Annotated in this window: 12 protein-coding genes and 3 tRNA genes; 11 read left to right on the top strand and 4 right to left on the bottom strand. The window is 71.4% G+C overall.

Going from position 1 to position 16,476, the window contains the following annotated elements:
• Nucleotides 1-81 precede the first annotated feature (81 nt).
• The 3 genes from hemG to PKA89_RS09135 all read left to right on the top strand — a co-directional run bounded on the left by hemG (nucleotide 82) and on the right by PKA89_RS09135 (nucleotide 3,408).
• Complete coding sequence (gene hemG / locus PKA89_RS09125) at nucleotides 82-1,554, top strand: protoporphyrinogen oxidase (RefSeq protein WP_324418766.1); 1,473 nt, start codon at nucleotides 82-84, stop codon at nucleotides 1,552-1,554.
• Complete coding sequence (gene hemQ, locus PKA89_RS09130) at nucleotides 1,551-2,276, top strand: hydrogen peroxide-dependent heme synthase (protein WP_324418768.1); 726 nt, start codon at nucleotides 1,551-1,553, stop codon at nucleotides 2,274-2,276. The genes hemG and hemQ overlap by 4 nt, the downstream gene beginning before the upstream one ends.
• Nucleotides 2,277-2,490: 214 nt before the next feature.
• The gene (locus PKA89_RS09135; protein ID WP_324418770.1) at nucleotides 2,491-3,408 is read left to right on the top strand and encodes a type IV toxin-antitoxin system AbiEi family antitoxin domain-containing protein; all 918 of its coding nucleotides are present in this window, start codon (nucleotides 2,491-2,493) and stop codon (nucleotides 3,406-3,408) included.
• A gap of 184 nt (nucleotides 3,409-3,592) precedes the next feature.
• Here the strand turns inward: PKA89_RS09135 and msrB are convergent, their stop codons facing one another.
• Nucleotides 3,593-4,024 (bottom strand): peptide-methionine (R)-S-oxide reductase MsrB, encoded by a 432-nt coding sequence (gene msrB / locus PKA89_RS09140; RefSeq protein ID WP_324418772.1) that lies wholly within the window; start codon nucleotides 4,022-4,024, stop codon nucleotides 3,593-3,595.
• A 103-nt stretch (nucleotides 4,025-4,127) separates the two neighbouring features.
• Between msrB and PKA89_RS09145 the strand changes: the two genes are divergently transcribed.
• Together PKA89_RS09145 and PKA89_RS09150 are read left to right on the top strand one after the other, a co-directional pair.
• Nucleotides 4,128-6,296 carry an ATP-dependent DNA ligase gene (locus PKA89_RS09145; protein ID WP_324418774.1) on the top strand — a complete coding sequence of 723 codons (2,169 nt, stop codon included), beginning with the start codon at nucleotides 4,128-4,130 and terminating at the stop codon, nucleotides 6,294-6,296.
• Nucleotides 6,293-7,498 carry an alpha/beta hydrolase gene (locus PKA89_RS09150; RefSeq protein ID WP_324418776.1) on the top strand — a complete coding sequence of 402 codons (1,206 nt, stop codon included), beginning with the start codon at nucleotides 6,293-6,295 and terminating at the stop codon, nucleotides 7,496-7,498. Before PKA89_RS09145 ends, PKA89_RS09150 begins: the two co-directional genes overlap by 4 nt.
• 7 nt (nucleotides 7,499-7,505) lie before the next feature.
• On the opposite strand, the gene PKA89_RS09155 is transcribed toward PKA89_RS09150, so the two are convergent.
• Nucleotides 7,506-8,246: a dihydrofolate reductase family protein gene (locus tag PKA89_RS09155; protein WP_324418778.1), complete on the bottom strand. Its 741-nt coding sequence runs from the start codon at nucleotides 8,244-8,246 to the stop codon at nucleotides 7,506-7,508.
• A 39-nt stretch (nucleotides 8,247-8,285) separates the two neighbouring features.
• Here PKA89_RS09155 and PKA89_RS09160 point away from each other — a divergent pair, with 39 nt between their 5' ends.
• A complete protein-coding gene (locus tag PKA89_RS09160) occupies nucleotides 8,286-9,260 on the top strand; it encodes a polyphosphate kinase 2 family protein (protein ID WP_324418780.1) in 975 nt (324 codons plus the stop codon).
• A 25-nt stretch (nucleotides 9,261-9,285) separates the two neighbouring features.
• Here PKA89_RS09160 and PKA89_RS09165 read toward each other — a convergent pair whose 3' ends face one another.
• Nucleotides 9,286-10,941 carry an acyl-CoA dehydrogenase family protein gene (locus tag PKA89_RS09165; RefSeq protein ID WP_324418782.1) on the bottom strand — a complete coding sequence of 552 codons (1,656 nt, stop codon included), beginning with the start codon at nucleotides 10,939-10,941 and terminating at the stop codon, nucleotides 9,286-9,288.
• A gap of 32 nt (nucleotides 10,942-10,973) precedes the next feature.
• Between PKA89_RS09165 and PKA89_RS09170 the strand changes: the two genes are divergently transcribed.
• The 4 genes from PKA89_RS09170 (at nucleotide 10,974) to PKA89_RS09185 (ending at nucleotide 12,465) form a co-directional block, all read left to right on the top strand.
• A complete protein-coding gene (locus PKA89_RS09170; protein ID WP_324418784.1) occupies nucleotides 10,974-12,098 on the top strand; it encodes a YihY/virulence factor BrkB family protein in 1,125 nt (374 codons plus the stop codon).
• A 108-nt stretch (nucleotides 12,099-12,206) separates the two neighbouring features.
• Nucleotides 12,207-12,279, top strand: a tRNA-Gly gene (locus PKA89_RS09175).
• A 22-nt stretch (nucleotides 12,280-12,301) separates the two neighbouring features.
• Nucleotides 12,302-12,372: transfer RNA gene (locus tag PKA89_RS09180), tRNA-Cys, on the top strand.
• 18 nt (nucleotides 12,373-12,390) lie between these two features.
• A tRNA-Val gene (locus tag PKA89_RS09185) sits at nucleotides 12,391-12,465 on the top strand.
• Between the two features lie 503 nt (nucleotides 12,466-12,968).
• Here the strand turns inward: PKA89_RS09185 and PKA89_RS09190 are convergent.
• The gene (locus tag PKA89_RS09190; protein ID WP_324418786.1) at nucleotides 12,969-13,187 is read right to left on the bottom strand and encodes a hypothetical protein; all 219 of its coding nucleotides are present in this window, start codon (nucleotides 13,185-13,187) and stop codon (nucleotides 12,969-12,971) included.
• A gap of 176 nt (nucleotides 13,188-13,363) precedes the next feature.
• Here PKA89_RS09190 and PKA89_RS09195 point away from each other — a divergent pair, with 176 nt between their 5' ends.
• The gene (locus tag PKA89_RS09195) at nucleotides 13,364-13,846 is read left to right on the top strand and encodes a hypothetical protein (RefSeq protein ID WP_324418788.1); all 483 of its coding nucleotides are present in this window, start codon (nucleotides 13,364-13,366) and stop codon (nucleotides 13,844-13,846) included.
• Nucleotides 13,847-16,476: the final 2,630 nt, after the last annotated feature.

Raw genomic sequence — 16,476 nt, forward strand, 5'->3', positions numbered from 1 at the left:
TGGGCCGGGGCGGCATCCCGCGTCGTCGGGACGGCAGCCCTGGCCGGAGCCGGGCCGAGGCCGCGTGAGAGGCTGGTGGGCGTGTCCGACCCCGTCCCGACCCGGCCCCACGTCGCCGTCGTCGGTGGCGGCATCGCCGGCCTGACCGCGGCGCTCGAGGTCCTCGAGGCTCTCCCGGACGTCGACGTCACCGTCCTCGAGGCGGGCGACCGCCTCGGTGGCAAGCTGCGCCTCGAACCGGTCGCCGGGCACCTCGTCGACGTCGGCGCCGAGTCCCTCCTCGCCCTGCGCCCCGAGGCCGTGGAGCTGGCGCGTCGGGTCGGCGTCGAGGAGGCCGACCTCGTGGCCCCCGCGACCACGTCGGCCGCGCTGTGGAGCCGGGGCGCCCTGCGCCCGCTCCCCACGGGCACGCTCATGGGGGTCCCGACCGACCCGGCGTCCGCCCTCGGGGTGCTGGCGGCGGACGAGGTCGCCCGTGCGGCCGACGAGCGACCCTGGCCCGGCGGCGCGGTGACCGGCGACGTGTCGGTCGGTGAGTACGTCGGGCACCGGCTCGGCCGCGCCGTCGTCGACCGGCTCGTCGAGCCCCTGCTCGGCGGCGTCTACGCCGGCCACGCCGACCGTCTCTCGCTGCGCGCGACGATGCCGGCCCTCTGGGAGCGGGCCGTCCGCGGCGCCTCACTGCTCGGACCCGGCCCGGCGTCCGGGGCGGCACCGTCGTCCGGCGACGGCGGGCCGCGCTCGCCCTTCGCGGGCATCCGCGGCGGCATCGGCCGGCTCCCGGACGAGGTCGCCGAGGCCCTGCGCGTCCGGGGGGCGCTGCTGCGCACGGGCGCCACCGTCCGCGGGCTCGAACGCGTCGGGGACCGCTGGCGGCTCGTCGTCGGCTCGGCGGCCGACCCGGTCGCGCTGGAGGCCGACGCCGTCGTCCTGGCCACCCCGGCCACACCGACGTCCCGGCTGCTCACCGCGCTGGCCCCCGACGCCTCGGCCGCGCTCGGCGAGGTCGAGACCGCGTCGATGGCCGTCGTCACGCTCGCCGTGCGCCGCGAGGGGCTGCCAGACCTGCCCGGCTCCGGCTTCCTCGTGCCGCCCGTCGAGGGCCGGGCCGTCAAGGCGAGCACGTTCAGCGCCGCCAAGTGGGGCTGGGTCGGTGCGCTCTCCTCCGACGTCGTCCACCTGCGGGCCTCGCTCGGCCGGGCCGGGGAGGAGGCCGTGCTCCAGCGCGACGACGCCGACCTCGTCACCCTCGCGGTCGCCGAGATCGGCGAGGCCCTGGGCACCCCGCTGCCGCCGGTCGTCGACCACCACGTGCAGCGCTGGGGCGGCGGCCTGCCGCAGTACGCCGTCGGCCACCTCGAGCGCGTCTCCCGCGTCCGCGCGGACGTCGAGCGGCTGGCGGGGGTCGAGGTCGCCGGGGCCGCCTACGACGGCGTCGGCGTGCCGGCCGTCGTCGCCTCCGCGACCCGCGCCGCGCGAGCCGTCGTCGAGCACCTGACCTCCGCCGCGGGCGTCGCGGCGACCACCGCAGCACCCCGAGGAGAGTCCGGATGACCACCCCCAGCCGTCCCGCCCCGAGCAAGCCCGGCGCGGCCCGCATCCGCGAGATCAACGACACGATCCGCTACGCGATGTGGTCGGTGTTCGCCCTCGCCGAGCCGCTCGGTGACGCCGACCGCGCGGCCCTCGCCGACGAGGTCGAGCAGCTGTTCGCCGCGGTCGGTGCCGAGGACGTCGTCGTCCGTGGGGTCTACGACGTGGCCGGGCTGCGCGCCGACGCCGACCTCATGGTCTGGTGGCACGCGCCGACCATCGAGGCGCTGCAGAGCGCGTACCACGGCCTGCTGCGCACCGAGCTCGGGCAGCACCTCGACCCGGTCTGGTCGGTCGCGGCGCTGCACCGGCCGGCCGAGTTCAACAAGAGCCACATCCCGGCGTTCCTCGCCGACGAGGAGGCCCGCGCCTACGTCTGCGTCTACCCGTTCGTGCGCTCGTACGACTGGTACGTCCTGGAGGACCAGGAGCGGCGCGACATGCTCGTCGAGCACGGCCGGATGGCGCGCGAGTACCCCGACGTCCGAGCGAACACGATCGCGGCGTTCGCGCTCGGCGACTACGAGTGGGTGCTCGCCTTCGAGGCCGACGAGCTGCACCGCATCGTCGACCTCATGCGCGAGCTGCGCGCCTCGAAGGCGCGGCTGCACGTGCGCGAAGAGGTGCCGTTCTACACCGGTCCTCGCGTCGAGGTCGCCGACCTCGTGGCCCGCCTGCGCTGACCCGGCCCGCCGCCGCTGCCACTGCCATACCCCACGGGCACCACGCGTATCGGGTGACCCGATACGGCCGCGCTCTCCCCGGGAACCGTTGTCGGGTGAGGCGCGGCCTTCTCGGTAGGGGGAATCGTCCACAGGGCGGATGGTCGCCCGTGGTCGTCCACAGATCGGGTCGGCCCCGATGACGTGACCCTCCGCGCCATCGGACGCTGACCCGATGGATGACGCACTCCGAGCGCTGGCCGACGCCCAAGGCGGTGTCTTCACGACGATGCAGGCCCGGCGCGTCGGGGTGGGAGACCGTGGCCTCGCGCGGCTGCGCCGGGACAAGGAGGTGCACGTCGTCGCCCGCTCCGTCTCCAGCACCACGCCGTGGCGGGACGGCCGGGTCGATGCCCGCCTCCTCGTGCGGACGCGCGGGGCGCTGGCGCTGTACCCGGACTCGTACGCGGTCGGCGCCTCCGCCCTCGTCCTGGCCGGCGTCCCGGTGCACCGGATCGGCTCCGACCGGGCCGATGTCGCTCGGCCCGTCCACCGCGAGGTGCTGACCGACCTGTGTCGGATCCGCCCCCCGCACCCTGCAGTGCGACGCCCGACGACCCGGTCGGGTGCCCCGAACCTGGCCCAGGCGGTCGTGCAGACCGCACTCGACCACGGGCACGTCGCCGCGGTCGTGGCGGCCGACCACGCCCTGCACCACGGGCTGGTCACGCGCGCCGAGATCGACGCGGTCGCCCACCTGGTCGAGGGATGGCCGGAGTCGGGCCGGGTGCGGACGGCCATCGCCCTCATGGACGGCCGCTCCGAGTCGGTCGGCGAGACGCTCACGCGACTCTTCGTCGTCGCCCTGGGCTGGCGCGTCACCCCGCAGGTCCCCCTGCGGGACGCAACAGGCGTCTTCGGCTACGGCGACCTCGGCGTCGACGGCACGAACCTCGTGCTGGAGTTCGACGGCCGGGTCAAGTACGCGAGCGACGCGGACGCGCTCTGGAAGGAGAAGCGCCGCGAGGACCGTGGGCGCCGGGCCGGCTACCTCTTCGAGCGGATCATCTGGTCCGAGCTCGACGCCCCCGCGGTCCTGGGGTCCCGGCTCGTGGCTGCTCGCGCCGCGGCTGAGCAGCGGCCCGCCGCCTGACCAGCGGCCCGCCGCCTGACCAGCGGCCCGCCGTCTGACCAGCGGCCCGCCGTCTGACCAGCGGCCCGCCGCCTGGCCAGCACCACCATCCCCGAGAACGCTGCGCCTCACCCGAGAACCGAACTCGGGTGAGGCGCGGTCGTATCGGGTCACCCGATACGCGTGGTGCGGCGGCGGGGTGGGGTCAGGCGGGGGAGTCGGGCTGCAGGGTCAGGCTGATCGAGTTGATGCAGTAGCGCTGGTCGGTCGGGGTGTCGAAGCCCTCGCCCTCGAAGACGTGCCCGAGGTGGCTGCCGCAGGACGCGCACCGGACCTCGACCCGCGTCATCCCCATCGAGCGGTCCTCGAGCAGCTCGACGGAGTCGCCGGCCAGCGGGCTGAAGAACGACGGCCACCCGCAGTGCGAGTCGAACTTGGTGTCCGAGCGGAACAGCTCGGCCCCGCACGCGCGGCAGGCGTAGACGCCGACGGTCGTGCTGTCGGTGTACTCGCCCACCCACGGGCGCTCGGTGCCGGCCTCGCGCAGCACCTGGTACTCGGCGGGGGAGAGCTGCTCGCGCCACTCGGCGTCGGACTTGGTGACGGCGTACTCGCGACCGGTCTGCTTCATCGTCATGTCCGTCCCAACACCGCCCCGCACCCGATGGTTCCCGCCGCCGCGCGCCGAAAGGACCTCGTGAGGACCCGGGACGTCGGCCCACCTCGTTAGGCTCGCGCTCATGGCCGATGCGCAGATCGTCGAGGTCGAGGGCCCGGGGGGCGTGCGCGAGGTGCGCCTCAGCAGCCCGGACCGGCTCATGTGGCCGGACGCCGGGGTGACCAAGGGCGACCTCGCCGGGTACGTCATGGCCGTCGGCGACTGCCTCGTGCGGCACATCGGTGACCGTCCGGTCACCCTCCAGCGCTTCCCCGAGGGCATCGAGGGCGAGGAGTTCTACCAGAAGAACCCGCCGAAGGGGATGCCCGACTGGGTGCGCACCGTCTCCTGCCGGTACCCGAGCGGCCGGCGGCACCCGCAGATCGTCGTCGACGAGGTCGCCACGGCCGTCTGGGCGGTGCAGATGAACACCGTCACCTTCCACCCGTGGCCGGTCCGGACGGCGGACACCGACAACCCCGACGAGCTGCGCATCGACCTCGACCCACAGCCCGGGCGCACCTTCGCCGACGCCGTCGAGGCCGCCGTCGCGCTGTGCGAGCTGATGGCCGAGCTCGGGCTCACCGCGTGGGCCAAGACGAGCGGCAACCGCGGCGTGCACGTCTACGCCCGCGTGACACCGACCAATGAGTTCCTCGACGTGCGGCACGGCGTCATCGGCATCGCCCGCGAGCTCGAGCGCCGCCTCCCCGACCTCGTCACCGCGTCGTGGTGGAAGGAGGAGCGTGGCGAGCGGGTCTTCGTCGACTTCAACCAGGCCTGCCGCGACCGCACCATCGCCTCCGCGTACAGCCCGCGCCCGCTGCCCGGCGCCCCGGTGTCGATGCCGGTCACCTGGGCGGAGCTGACCACCGTCACGCCCGGCGACTTCACCGTGCTGACGGTCCCGGACGTCCTCGAGGACCGCGGCGACGCCTGGGCCGGCATCGACGACGCCGTCGGCGACGTGTCGACCGCGATCGCCCTCTGGGACAGGGATGTCGAGGAGCGCGGTCTCGGCGAGCTCAACTTCCCGCCGGACTACCCGAAGATGCCCGGGGAGCCGCCGCGCGTGCAGCCGTCCAAGCGCCGCCAGGACAAGGCCGACGACGAGTACATGGCCCCCAAGGCGGAGCGCGACGCGGCGCTGCGCGAGGAGTGGGGGATGCCCGTCGTGCCGCCCGTGCCGCCGATGCTCGCCAAGCCGGTCAAGGGGCTCGACGCCACGGCGCTCAGGGACCTCGAGGTCGTCTACGAGCCGAAGTGGGACGGCTTCCGCTCCATCGTCTTCCGCTCCGGTGACCGCGTCGAGATCGGCAGCCGGAACGAGAAGCCGATGACGCGCTACTTCCCCGAGGTCGTCGAGGCCGCCCTGGCCAACCTCCCCGAGCGCTGCGTCGTCGACGGCGAGATCATCGTCGTGCGACCCGGCGAGGACCGCCTCGACTTCGACCTGCTGAGCCAGCGCATCCACCCCGCGGCGAGCCGGGTGAAGAAGCTGTCGGTCGAGACGCCGGCCCGGTTCGTCGCCTTCGACCTGCTGGCCCTCGGCGACGACGACCTCACCGGCCGGCCGTTCGCCGAGCGGCGTGCTCTCCTCGAGAAGGCCCTCGCCGAGGCGCAGCCGCCCATCCACCTGACCCCCGCGACCCGCGACCGCGCCATCGCCGCGGAGTGGTTCACCGAGTTCGAGGGCGCCGGCCTCGACGGCCTCGTCGCCAAGCCCGTGGACGGTCGGTACGAACCGGACAAGCGCACCATGCTCAAGATCAAGCACGAGCGCACCGCCGACTGCGTCGTCGCCGGCTACCGCACCCACAAGTCCGGTGACGACGTCATCGGCAGCCTGCTGCTCGGCATCCACGACCCCGAGGGCACGCTCGTCTCGGTCGGGGTCATCGGGGCCTTCCCGATGGCCCGGCGCAAGGAGCTCTTCGCGGAGCTGCAGCCGCTCGTCACCGACTGGGGCGATCACCCGTGGGCGTGGGCGAGGCAGGAGGAGGGCAACCGCACGCCGCAGAACGCGGCCGGCAGCCGCTGGGCGGCCGGCAAGGACCTCTCCTTCACCCCGCTGCGCCCCGAGCGGGTCGTCGAGGTGCGCTACGACCACATGGAGGGCGTCCGGTTCCGGCACACGGCGCAGTTCGTCCGGTGGCGCCCGGACAAGGACCCCGCCGACTGCACCTACGACCAGCTCGACGAGCCGGTCTCCTACGACCTGTCCGCCGTCCTCGACGGGCGGCCGGGATGACCGACCTCGTCCCGGGCCGCCGCCGGGCTCGGAGCGGCGCGCCGAGCCGGGCCCGTCGCGCGGCCGTGGCGAGTGCCGCGGTCGGGGGCACCGCGGCGCTGGCCTCCGGGGGCGGGTCGCTCGCGGCGGCCGCGTACTTCGCCCGGCGCATCGTCACCCCGGACCGCGTGCGCCCCGACGACGTGGTCGTCCTCGGCGCCGACGCGACCAGTGTCACGCTCGGCACCAACCCCGAGACCGTGGTGCCGGGCCGCTACGGGCTCTGGCTCGAGGGGGGCGCCGGGCACGCGCGGGTCGGTGACGTGCTCGACCTCGACGCGGGAGCCGGCCGGGTGCGGCGCGAGGTGCTCGGCATCGACCGCGGGGTCCTCGGCCCGGGAACGGCCCGGTGGAACCAGTACTTCCACGGGTCGCCGCCCGACGAGAGCCTCGGACTGCCGACCGAGCACGTGACGGTCGACGGCGAGCTCGGCCGGATGCCGGCCTGGGTGGTCGCCCCCGAGGGCGGGCCGACGCACCGCTGGGCGGTCCTCGTCCACGGCCGGGGCGCCCGCCGCGAGGAGACGCTGCGCGCGCTGCCGCCGCTGCTCGCGGAGGGCTGGACCTGCCTCGTCCCGACCTACCGCAACGACGAGGGCGTGCCCGCCGGTCCGGACGGCCGCTACGCCCTCGGGCTCTCGGAGTGGCGCGACGTCGACGCCGCCATGGAGCTCGCGCTCTCCCGTGGCGCCACCGAGCTGATGCTCGCCGGGTGGTCGATGGGCGGGGCCATCGTCCTCCAGGTCCTCGACCGGTCCGAACGGTCGGACCTGGTGAGCCGGGTGCTGCTGGACGCCCCGGTCGTCGACTGGGGCGACGTCCTGGCCCACCACGCCCGCCGGCACCACGTGCCGCCGCCGGTCGGCTCGCTGGCCCGGCTCCTCATGCGGCACCGCTGGGGGCACCGGCTGGTCGGGGTCCACGAGGGGGTCGACCTCGCGCTCACCGACTGGGTCCGCCGGGCCGACGAGCTGCACCACCGCATCCTGCTCATCCACTCCGCGGACGACGAGTTCGTCCCGTTCGGACCCTCGCTGGCCCTCGCGCAGGCCCGCCCCGACCTCGTCGAGTTCCCCGACTGGCGGGTCGCGAGGCACTGCAAGGAGTGGAACACCGAGCCCGAGCGGTGGGAGACGCTGGTCCGCGAGTTCGCTTCCGGCTGAAGCCGGTTCAGCGGCGGACGCGCCACAGGCCCAGCAGGGTGCCGCCCTGCTCCACGAGCAGGTGCGGTCGGAGCGAGACCCCGTCCGGCGCCGCCAGCGCAGGTCCGGTGACGATGCGGGGGAAGTCACCGCCGACCACGACCGGGGCCACCGTCACCGCGAGCTCGTCGACGACCCCGGCCGCGAGGGCCGTGCCCAGGAGTGACGGACCGCCCTCGAGCAGGACGTGACGCAGTCCGCGCTCGGCCAGCCGGTCGAGGGCCGCGGCGACGTCGACCCGGTCGTCGCCGCAGACGAGCACGGACTCCTCGCCGAGCGCCGAACGGGCCCGCGAGAGGGCTCGCGCTCCCGCGGCCTCGCAGGTCACGAGCAGCCCGGAGCCCCGGCCCTCGGTCGGCGTGCGCAACCCCTCGGGCACGCGACCGCTGCCGGTCACGACGACGAGGGCGGCGGCCACGGGGGAGCGACGGGTCGGGCGCACCCGGGTGTAGCCCTCGTCGCGCACGGTCCCCGCCCCGACGAGGACGGCGTCGGCGTGGTCGCGCAGCAGCGCGAAGACCCGGTGGTCGGCCGGGGTGTTGACCGAGCCGCTGCGCCCGTCCGCCCCGACCGCCGACCCGTCGAGGGTGGTCACCATGTTCGAGCGCACCCAGCGGCCGCGCGGCGGGGCGTAGATCTCGGCGAGCTCACCGGCGCCGACCCGGGCACCGGGGGAGGACGGGCGGCGGGGGTCGAGGAGGACGCGCACGTCGGCATCCTCGCAGCCCGGCTCTGCGAGGATGCCGCCATGGGCAAGGGCGCGAAGAAGCGGTCGACGACGACGAAGGCCGAGGTCGAGGGCGCTGCGCTCGACGGCAAGGCGGCGAAGAAGGCGCGAAAGAAGCGGGAGGCGGCCGCCGAGGCGCGCGCCGACGACGCGGTGGAGGTCCGCTCGTGGTCGCAGGTGCTGCGGCCCGGCCCGGGCTTCTCGCTGGCCGAGCTCGACCCGCGCGCCACGCCGGGCTTCGACGGGGCGAAGAAGGACGGCGAGAAGGTGATGGCCGAGCTCCAGCAACGCCTCTCCGACCTCCAGGAACGCCTGTACGCCGAGTCCAGGGGCGGGGGGACCCGCTCGGTGCTCCTCGTCATCCAGGGGATGGACACCTCCGGCAAGGGCGGCATCATGCGCCACGTCGTCGGCGCGGTCGACCCGCAGGGGGTGCGGATCACCGCGTTCAAGGCGCCGTCGGCCGAGGAGCGGCGCCACCCGTTCCTCTGGCGGATCCGCCGCGCGCTGCCCGGGCCCGGGATGATCGGCGTCTTCGACCGCTCGCACTACGAGGACGTCCTCGTCGTCCGGGTCCACGACCTCGTCCCGCCCGCCACGTGGTCGCGCCGGTACGCGCAGATCAACCGGTTCGAGCAGGGCGTCGTCGACGACGGCACGACGATCGTCAAGGTGATGCTCCACCTCTCGCCCGAGGAGCAGAAGTCCCGCCTCGCGGAGCGGCTCTCGCGGGGCGACAAGTACTGGAAGTACAACCCCGCAGACCTCGACGAGCGCGGCCGCTGGGCCGACTACATGGAGGCGTACCGGGTCGCGCTGGAGAAGTGCTCCACGGACGCGGCGCCCTGGCACGTCGTGCCCGCCGACCGGAAGTGGTACGCGCGGCTGGCCGTGACCAACCTGCTGCTCGAGGCGCTGGAGGGGATGGACCCGCAGTGGCCCGCGGCAGACTTCGACGTCGAGGCGGAGCGGCAGCGGCTCGAGCTCTCGCCCTGAGCGCCGCCGCGGGCGGTGCGTCCGCTCAGGCCGGCAGCGCCCGGTCGAGGACTGCGGCGACCGTCGCGGTCCCGAGGCCGGCGTCGAGGGTGCCGAAGACCGCTCCGTGCTCGCCCCGCACCCGGCTCGCCACGAACGCGTCGGCCACCGGGCCGGGGGAGTGCTGCACGAGCAGCGCGGCCTGGAGCGTCACGGCGAGCCGCTCGACGACCCGCCGGGCGTGCCAGGGAGCGTCCTCGGCGACCGCGAGGGAGCCGACCTCGTCGCACGCGTCGATGGCGGCGTCGAGCGCGGCGTCGTGGCCCCGGGCGAGGGCGAGCTCCTTGCCGAGCGCGGCGAGGGTCCCGGGCTCGCGGGCGACGGCGCGCAGGACGTCGAGGGCGTTGACGTTGCCCGACCCCTCCCAGATCGAGTTGAGCGGCGCCTCCCGGTAGAGCCGGGCCAGCCCGTTCTCCTCGACGTACCCGTTGCCGCCGAGGCACTCCAGCGCCTCGGCGACCATCGGGGCGGTGCGCTTGCAGACCCAGAACTTGCCGAGCGCCACGCCGAGCCGGCCGAGCTCGCTCTCGCCCGCGTCGACGGCGTGGGCGAGCCGCAGGGCGAGGACGGTGGCCGCCTCCGACTCCAGCGCGAGGTCGGTCACCACGTTGCGCATCAGCGGCTGGTCGAGCAGCCGGGCCCCGAACGCCGACCGGTGCCGGGCGTGGTGCACCGCGCGGGTCAGGGCGGCCCGCATCGTCGCGCTGGAGCCGAGGACGCAGTCGAGCCGGGTCGAGGCGACCATGTCGATGATCGTGCGCACGCCCCGGCCCTCGTCGCCCACCCGCACGGCCCAGGCGTCGTCGAGCTCGATCTCCGAGGAGGCGTTGGAGCGGTTGCCCAGCTTGTCCTTGAGGCGCTGCAGCCGGACGGCGTTGCGCGCGCCGTCGTCGAGGACGCGGGGGAGGAGGAAGCAGGTGGGGCCGGCGTCCGCCTGCGCGAGGACGAGGAAGCCGTCGCTCATCGGGGCCGAGCAGAACCACTTGTGGCCGGTGAGCCGGTAGGTGTCGCCGGCCAGCGGACCGTCCGGTGCGGCCGTGGCCCGGGTGGTGTTGGCCCGGACGTCCGAGCCGCCCTGCTTCTCGGTCATCCCCATCCCGAGCGTCAGGCCCGGCTTCTCGGCGCGGGGTCGCAGCTCGCCGTCGTACGCGCGGGAGGCGAGCCCGGCCACCCACGGGTCCGCGACGGCGGGGTCGGCGTGGGCCAGCGCGGGCACGGCGGCGTAGGTCATCGAGACCGGGCAGAGGTGGCCCGCCTCGACCTGCGACCACAGGACGAAGCCGGCGGCGCGGCGGGCGTGGGCGCCGGAGCCCTCGGGGCGGGTCCACGGCTCGGCGGTCAGGCCCTCACCGACCGCGACCTCCATCAGCCGGTGATAGGCGGGGTGGTACTCGACCTCGTCGAGCCGCTCGCCGGTCGGGGTGTGCGTGCGCAGCAGCGGGGTCACCCGGTCGGCCTGGTCGGCCCAGGTCCGCACCTCGGCCGTCCCGGCGAGCCGGCCGAGGTCGTGGAGGGCGGCGGCACCGTCCGCGTCGTGGGGCCGGACCCAGCGCGCGACGGCCTCGTCGAGGGCCGCGTCCGCCCCGAGGACGTCGAGCCCCACGAGGGGCGGCACCTGGTTGGTCACGTCGTGGGTGCGCACCGTTGCACTGTACGGCGGATACCGTGGACCGCATGACCGACGCGAAGCGCCGTGTGCGCCGGGCCCTCTCGCGGGTCCCGGGGGCGCTGCCGGTCGCCCGGCTCACCGTCGTCACGACGAGGATCTGCCTGCGCTACCGGGTCACCGGGCTCGCGTCGGAGGCCGGGTTCTTCGCGCTGCTGTCGCTGCCACCCCTCGTCCTCGGACTCTTCGGTGGCCTCGGTTACCTGCGGGACGCCCTCGGCCCGGACACCGTCGAGGACGTGCGCCGGGCGATCCTCGACTACTCGACGCAGTTCCTCACCTCCGACGTCATCAACACCGTCCTCGGCCCGACGGTCGACGACGTGTTCCGCGGCGGGCGCGCCGACCTGCTGTCCATCGGCTTCGTCCTCTCGCTGTGGTCCGGGTCTCGCGCGCTCAACGTCTTCGTCGACACCATCTCGATCATGTACGGGCAGTCGGGCGTCCGCGGGATCGTGCAGACCCGCGCCCTCTCCTTCTCGCTCTACGTCGTGGCCCTCGTCATGGGCATCATCACGATCCCGCTCGTGCTGCTCGGGCCGGACATCATCAGGGGCTGGCTGCCCGAGCCCTGGCACCCGGTCGTCCTCCTCTACTGGCCGCTCGTCACGCTGCTCACGGTCGGCGGCCTCGCGAGCCTCTACCACGTGTCGACACCGCGCCGGTCGCCGTGGACCCGTGACGTGCCCGGCGCCGTCCTCACCCTCGTCATCTGGGCCCTCGCGTCGTTCGTCGTGCGGGGCACCATCGGCGCCTCGGTCGGGGGCACCTCGATCTACGGCCCGCTCTCGGCGCCGATCGTCATCCTCATCTGGCTCTACGCCCTGGCCATCGCCGTGCTCATCGGGGCGGCGCTCAACGCCGCCATCCGCGAGCTGTGGCCGGCCGAGGAGCGGCGCTCGCTGCACACCCGGTTCCTCGCCTGGGTGCGCGACCGGCGCCGGCCGGCCCCGCCGGTGCAGCAGGACCCCTTCGCCGGCTACCGGCTCGCCGACGACGACTCCGACGAGCTCGACCTGCGCAGCCTCCGGGACGCGGCCAAGCGCCCCCTCACCCCGCTCGCCGACGCCCCGAACCGCGCCGACGACGCCCCCTCGACGGCGGGCGTCGGGGCCGCCGAGTCCGACCGCTGAGTCCACGACGGCGGGGGGAGGTCCCGGTTTGGAGTTCGTCGCGCGGATCGGCTACTGTCTCGGAGCACGCCGAGAGGGGTTCCGCACGGACATCACCGCTCGTCGCGCGCGGATGTAGCTCAGTTGGTAGAGCGCAACCTTGCCAAGGTTGAGGTCGCCGGTTCGAACCCGGTCATCCGCTCGGAGGGTTAGCCGCCCCCAATGGTGGAGTGGCCGAGAGGCGAGGCAGCGGCCTGCAAAGCCGCGTACACGGGTTCAAATCCCGTCTCCACCTCGAGAAGTACCCCCTCACGGGCGATTGGCGCAGTGGTAGCGCGCTTCCTTGACACGGAAGAGGTCACTGGTTCAAACCCAGTATCGCCCACCATCAAAGATGGCCCCTGAACTGCGGAAACGCGGATCAGGGGCCATCTTCGTGCCAGATTCGTGCCAGAGCGGTTCCCGATCATTGATCCTTCGTAACCGCAGGGTGGGCACCATCGGCCTCGGCTACCACGGCGGTGGCCTGCCGGCGATTGAGGCGGGGCGCCGTCGCCCGGCCACCACAGCGACGGCAAGGCATCTCCTGCGTCCAGCCGCTGGTCGTGAGCTCCCGGTTGCCGGCGCGCCCTCATGGGACGCATACAAGCCGCGGCATTCCGCCCACTGTGGGCGCAGCTCTCCGACCATAGGGACTGATGTCCACCGAGTGGCGTTCAGCTGGACGCGGCGTCTCAGCGATAACCTTGTTGGCAGGGTGGGCGCCACAATGTCCCACTGGCACACGGGAGGGTGTAACGGATGTCCGAGACGTGGCCAAACCCCGCCGTCCTCTATCAGTACCCCGCACGGAGCCCCGCGAATAGGGCTCGGTGGTCAGCGGCGGTCTCCTCAGCCCTGACAACGGGAACGCTTCACCTTGACCCTGTTGACCCCGGAAGCGACTTCTACGATCTCAGCGGTCGGTGTCCCCGATGCGATCATGAGCTTGACGCGATCAACATCGAGTTCGACGTGATCCTCGGCGTGACCCCGGTCCGTAGCCGCATCGGTGTATTCGATGTTCAGTGCAACTGCCACCACGAACACGGCGGGCGTGATAAGGACCATTCTGGTTGCGGATGGGGCGGGTCGAATCAGGTCCGCCTGGAGACCGAGGGTTAGGGGCCCCGCCGATGTCGCAAGCGGAAGACCAATACTGGGCCGGCAAACTGACCGATGCACGCCATGGGCAACTCGACACCGTCCGCAAGGCTGCCACAAGCTGGTCCGCGCTATTCACCGCCGTGCTGGGTGTCTTCAGTGCTGTCACCTTCGCAACCGGACTTCCAGGGATCGATGACCTTGACGAGACGCCGCGGGTCGTCGTCCTGGCATCGATTGGCGTCGCCGCTTTGGCCACCCTTGCAGCCACCATACTGGCGGGGTTGGCAGCAAACTCTGTCCCCAGGGTGACCAGCGATCTCTCGATCGCGTCATTTCAAAAGGATACTAAGGAGACGGCCAAGAGAGCTCTGAATCTCCTTAAGTTCTCCATGATCTCCGGTTGCATAGCCGCCGTGGTGGTTGTTGGAGGGTCCATAATCATGCTCTTCTCTGACAGTTTCGCCAAAGCGCCGAGCCCGACCCTGTTAATCAGTGTCGTGGGCGGTAAAGCGTACTGCGGCGCGCCCACCGTCGGCACCGACGGGACCCTCGAGGTCAACGGGGTACCTCTGAGCCAGGCTAGCTCAATAACGGTCGTGTCCTCCTGCCCTAAAGCGCCGTAATGTCGATCAAGGCAATCTCCAAGGTGACACAACCAGCGTCCCATTTCTCGAGGCCCAGGAGCCGATTCAGGCATCGCTACGGCCACGGCTCGATGCAGAAAGTTGAAGGTTCAGGAGTTCCTCCACTCTGCGCGACGGACAACCCGGCGACTCGTTGCGAAGGTGCGGCTGGCAGAATAGAGACACGTCGGTCAAGCATATCCCTGCTGGCCAGTTTTAGCACACAAAGAATGCGAGCAGCAACAGCGCAGCTCTGTTAATTGTTGACAATGTTCCTCATGGCTTCCTCTATAAACGCTGCACCAGCCGTCAGTTGCAGTCCGAAGCTCAAGCTCCGGCCCAGGCTTGGACCCCGGAGCCCATCTCGGCCATCCCATGAGCGTGCACTCAAGCCCAGGGCGACTGATACACGCTCGGCGATCGGTGGATGTGTCATCTGTCCGATGGTATCAATTTCGCGGATAGCGGTTCCGGGCATTGTGGCACCCAGAGGCTTGGGAAAACAAGAGAGAGCCGAAAGCGCGGTAATAGCACCCCCGACGGAGGCTAACGTCCCAGCGGTTGGATCCATTCGATTCTGACTGAGCGCTATCCATGCGTGCGCCGCAAGGTCGGCTGATCGCTCCATTTCGACGCGGTCTTTGCTAGACGCGTCTACGAGATATGAACCGGCAAGCCATTCATTGATTGCAGCCAGAAAGCCGGCGACGGGCTGTGCTGTCGACGACGTGTGCCCCAAGAACTGATGAGACAACTCGTGTGCGAGGACGAAGTGCATGCCGCCTATATAGACCGCGCGTACATATGACTCAGCCGCCGCCGGCATACCGGATTCTCCGAGAATGAGCGGGGCTCCGGCCGAGACAGCTCGAGCCCGTTCCAACCATATCGATGTCGCGACTCCAAACATGCCTCTTTGAGCGAGGTCTTTACCAATGGTCCGCGATGCGATCTCGGCCCACTCAAGATCTTCGAGGGAGCGGGGTGCCGGTAACGACCGCATTATCGAGTCATCGGCGAAGCTGCCTCTCCGAAGCTCTTCAATGAATGCAACAAGTAGTCCCGAGACTGCGATGAGTGCCCTACGCAACGCTGTGGTAACAACCACAAGACGCCCGTTCCCTCTGGACTCCCAAGCGTATGCATTGACGTCCTGCTCTGGACGGAGCACTACCAAGACATTGCGCGCCTCGCGCGCCCAGCCGAGTCCGGTGGCCTCGCCGAGTACCTCTTGAATGGTTGACAGTTCGTCTCCGGCGAGAGCACGCAGAACCGATTCGTCGATTATGGAGCGAGGGACGTCAATACCCCAATGGGAAAAATATGACTTCGCGGCCAAATGGCGATCCCACCCTAACGGCGTATCACCTTCGGGGGGCGGCTTCACGGAGCTGATCTGGAAGACGCTGACAATCCCACTCTTGATTCGTTCTGCACGGCGTCAGCATAGACCTGCGCCTAGTCTGGCCGTCTGACCGTCGCACGTGGCACAGGAAGCCGAGCCACACGGGCAGCCACAACGCTGCCGACATGAAGCCCCACCGCAACGCCCACTTCGCGTTGGTTTCGGCAGCCGCCGACGATGCCGCATCGAGCGGCGGCGGGTCTTCCGCTCGAGTCTGGGAGATCGACAACAGACGCGAACCTCGCTTCCTGAGTGCGCCCATGAGACTGATGCCAGCTGCGCAGACTCCGCTTGAGCGGAGAATAGCCGTCCGGCGAGCAACGCGGCTCGGGTTCGGGCCCGCATCGGTTCAGACGAGGCCCCCACTCAATGCGGCATACCGCCGCTTGTCCGCGACACGTGCGGCGCGACGCAAGATCACGTCAGAGATTCCGCTCGAAGGCACAGATGCTGGACTTCAACTGCGAGTTTGTCCGGAACGGCATCCGCTCGACACCGCGACTTAGGTTCCATCCATGTTACACCGGGAGAATGCCTTTGCGCGACGGGGCGGCATGCGGTTAGTACCATTCCCCAATGCCCGCTGGCGCACCCGAATCGTGGCCGCTGAGTTGCCTCACCATGGCCGAGCTAACCCCCTCGGTGGCAAAACGGTCGTTGTCATCCAACTCACTGAAAAGCAGGTTCGCCGGTGAGTCACCCCGGCTCGCCCATTCGGCCAGGTCTCGCAGCGACACCGGTCGCGGCGCCGGCGCAGCCGTCACCAGCCACGCGTTGCCTTTCGCGCCGCTGCGCTTCCGCAGGCCGTCACCTGCGCGGGCGATATATCCCTCCCTATTGGTCCACGGGTCACGTTCGCATCGGAAGGTGGAGAATCCGGGGGCCCGACGGATGCTGTCCTCCTCTGGGACGTTTGCGTAGACATCGCCACCAGCGGAGATTGCGACCAAGGTAGATGCATGACGGAGTTCGCCGAGGTCTGCCGTCCTGTACCAGTAGAACAACGGATAGCCCCACAGCGGTGCCGGCTGGCCCAGGACTGTCGGCTTCTTCCCGGTGAAACCACCCGCAGCTACCTTTAGGAGCTCAAGCTGAGGAGGGTGGGCGAGGTCCTCGCGGAGTACCCGCCACGCCCGCCGTCGTGCGGCCTCGTCCGGTGGCTTAACCCCCATGTCCGGCCCCCCGAAATCTGGTCCATCTCGTGTGTGAGTGCTCGTCGATGATG

The sequence above is a fragment of the Phycicoccus sp. genome, assembly GCF_035325325.1.
In the GTDB taxonomy this organism is placed as follows: domain Bacteria; phylum Actinomycetota; class Actinomycetes; order Actinomycetales; family Dermatophilaceae; genus Phycicoccus.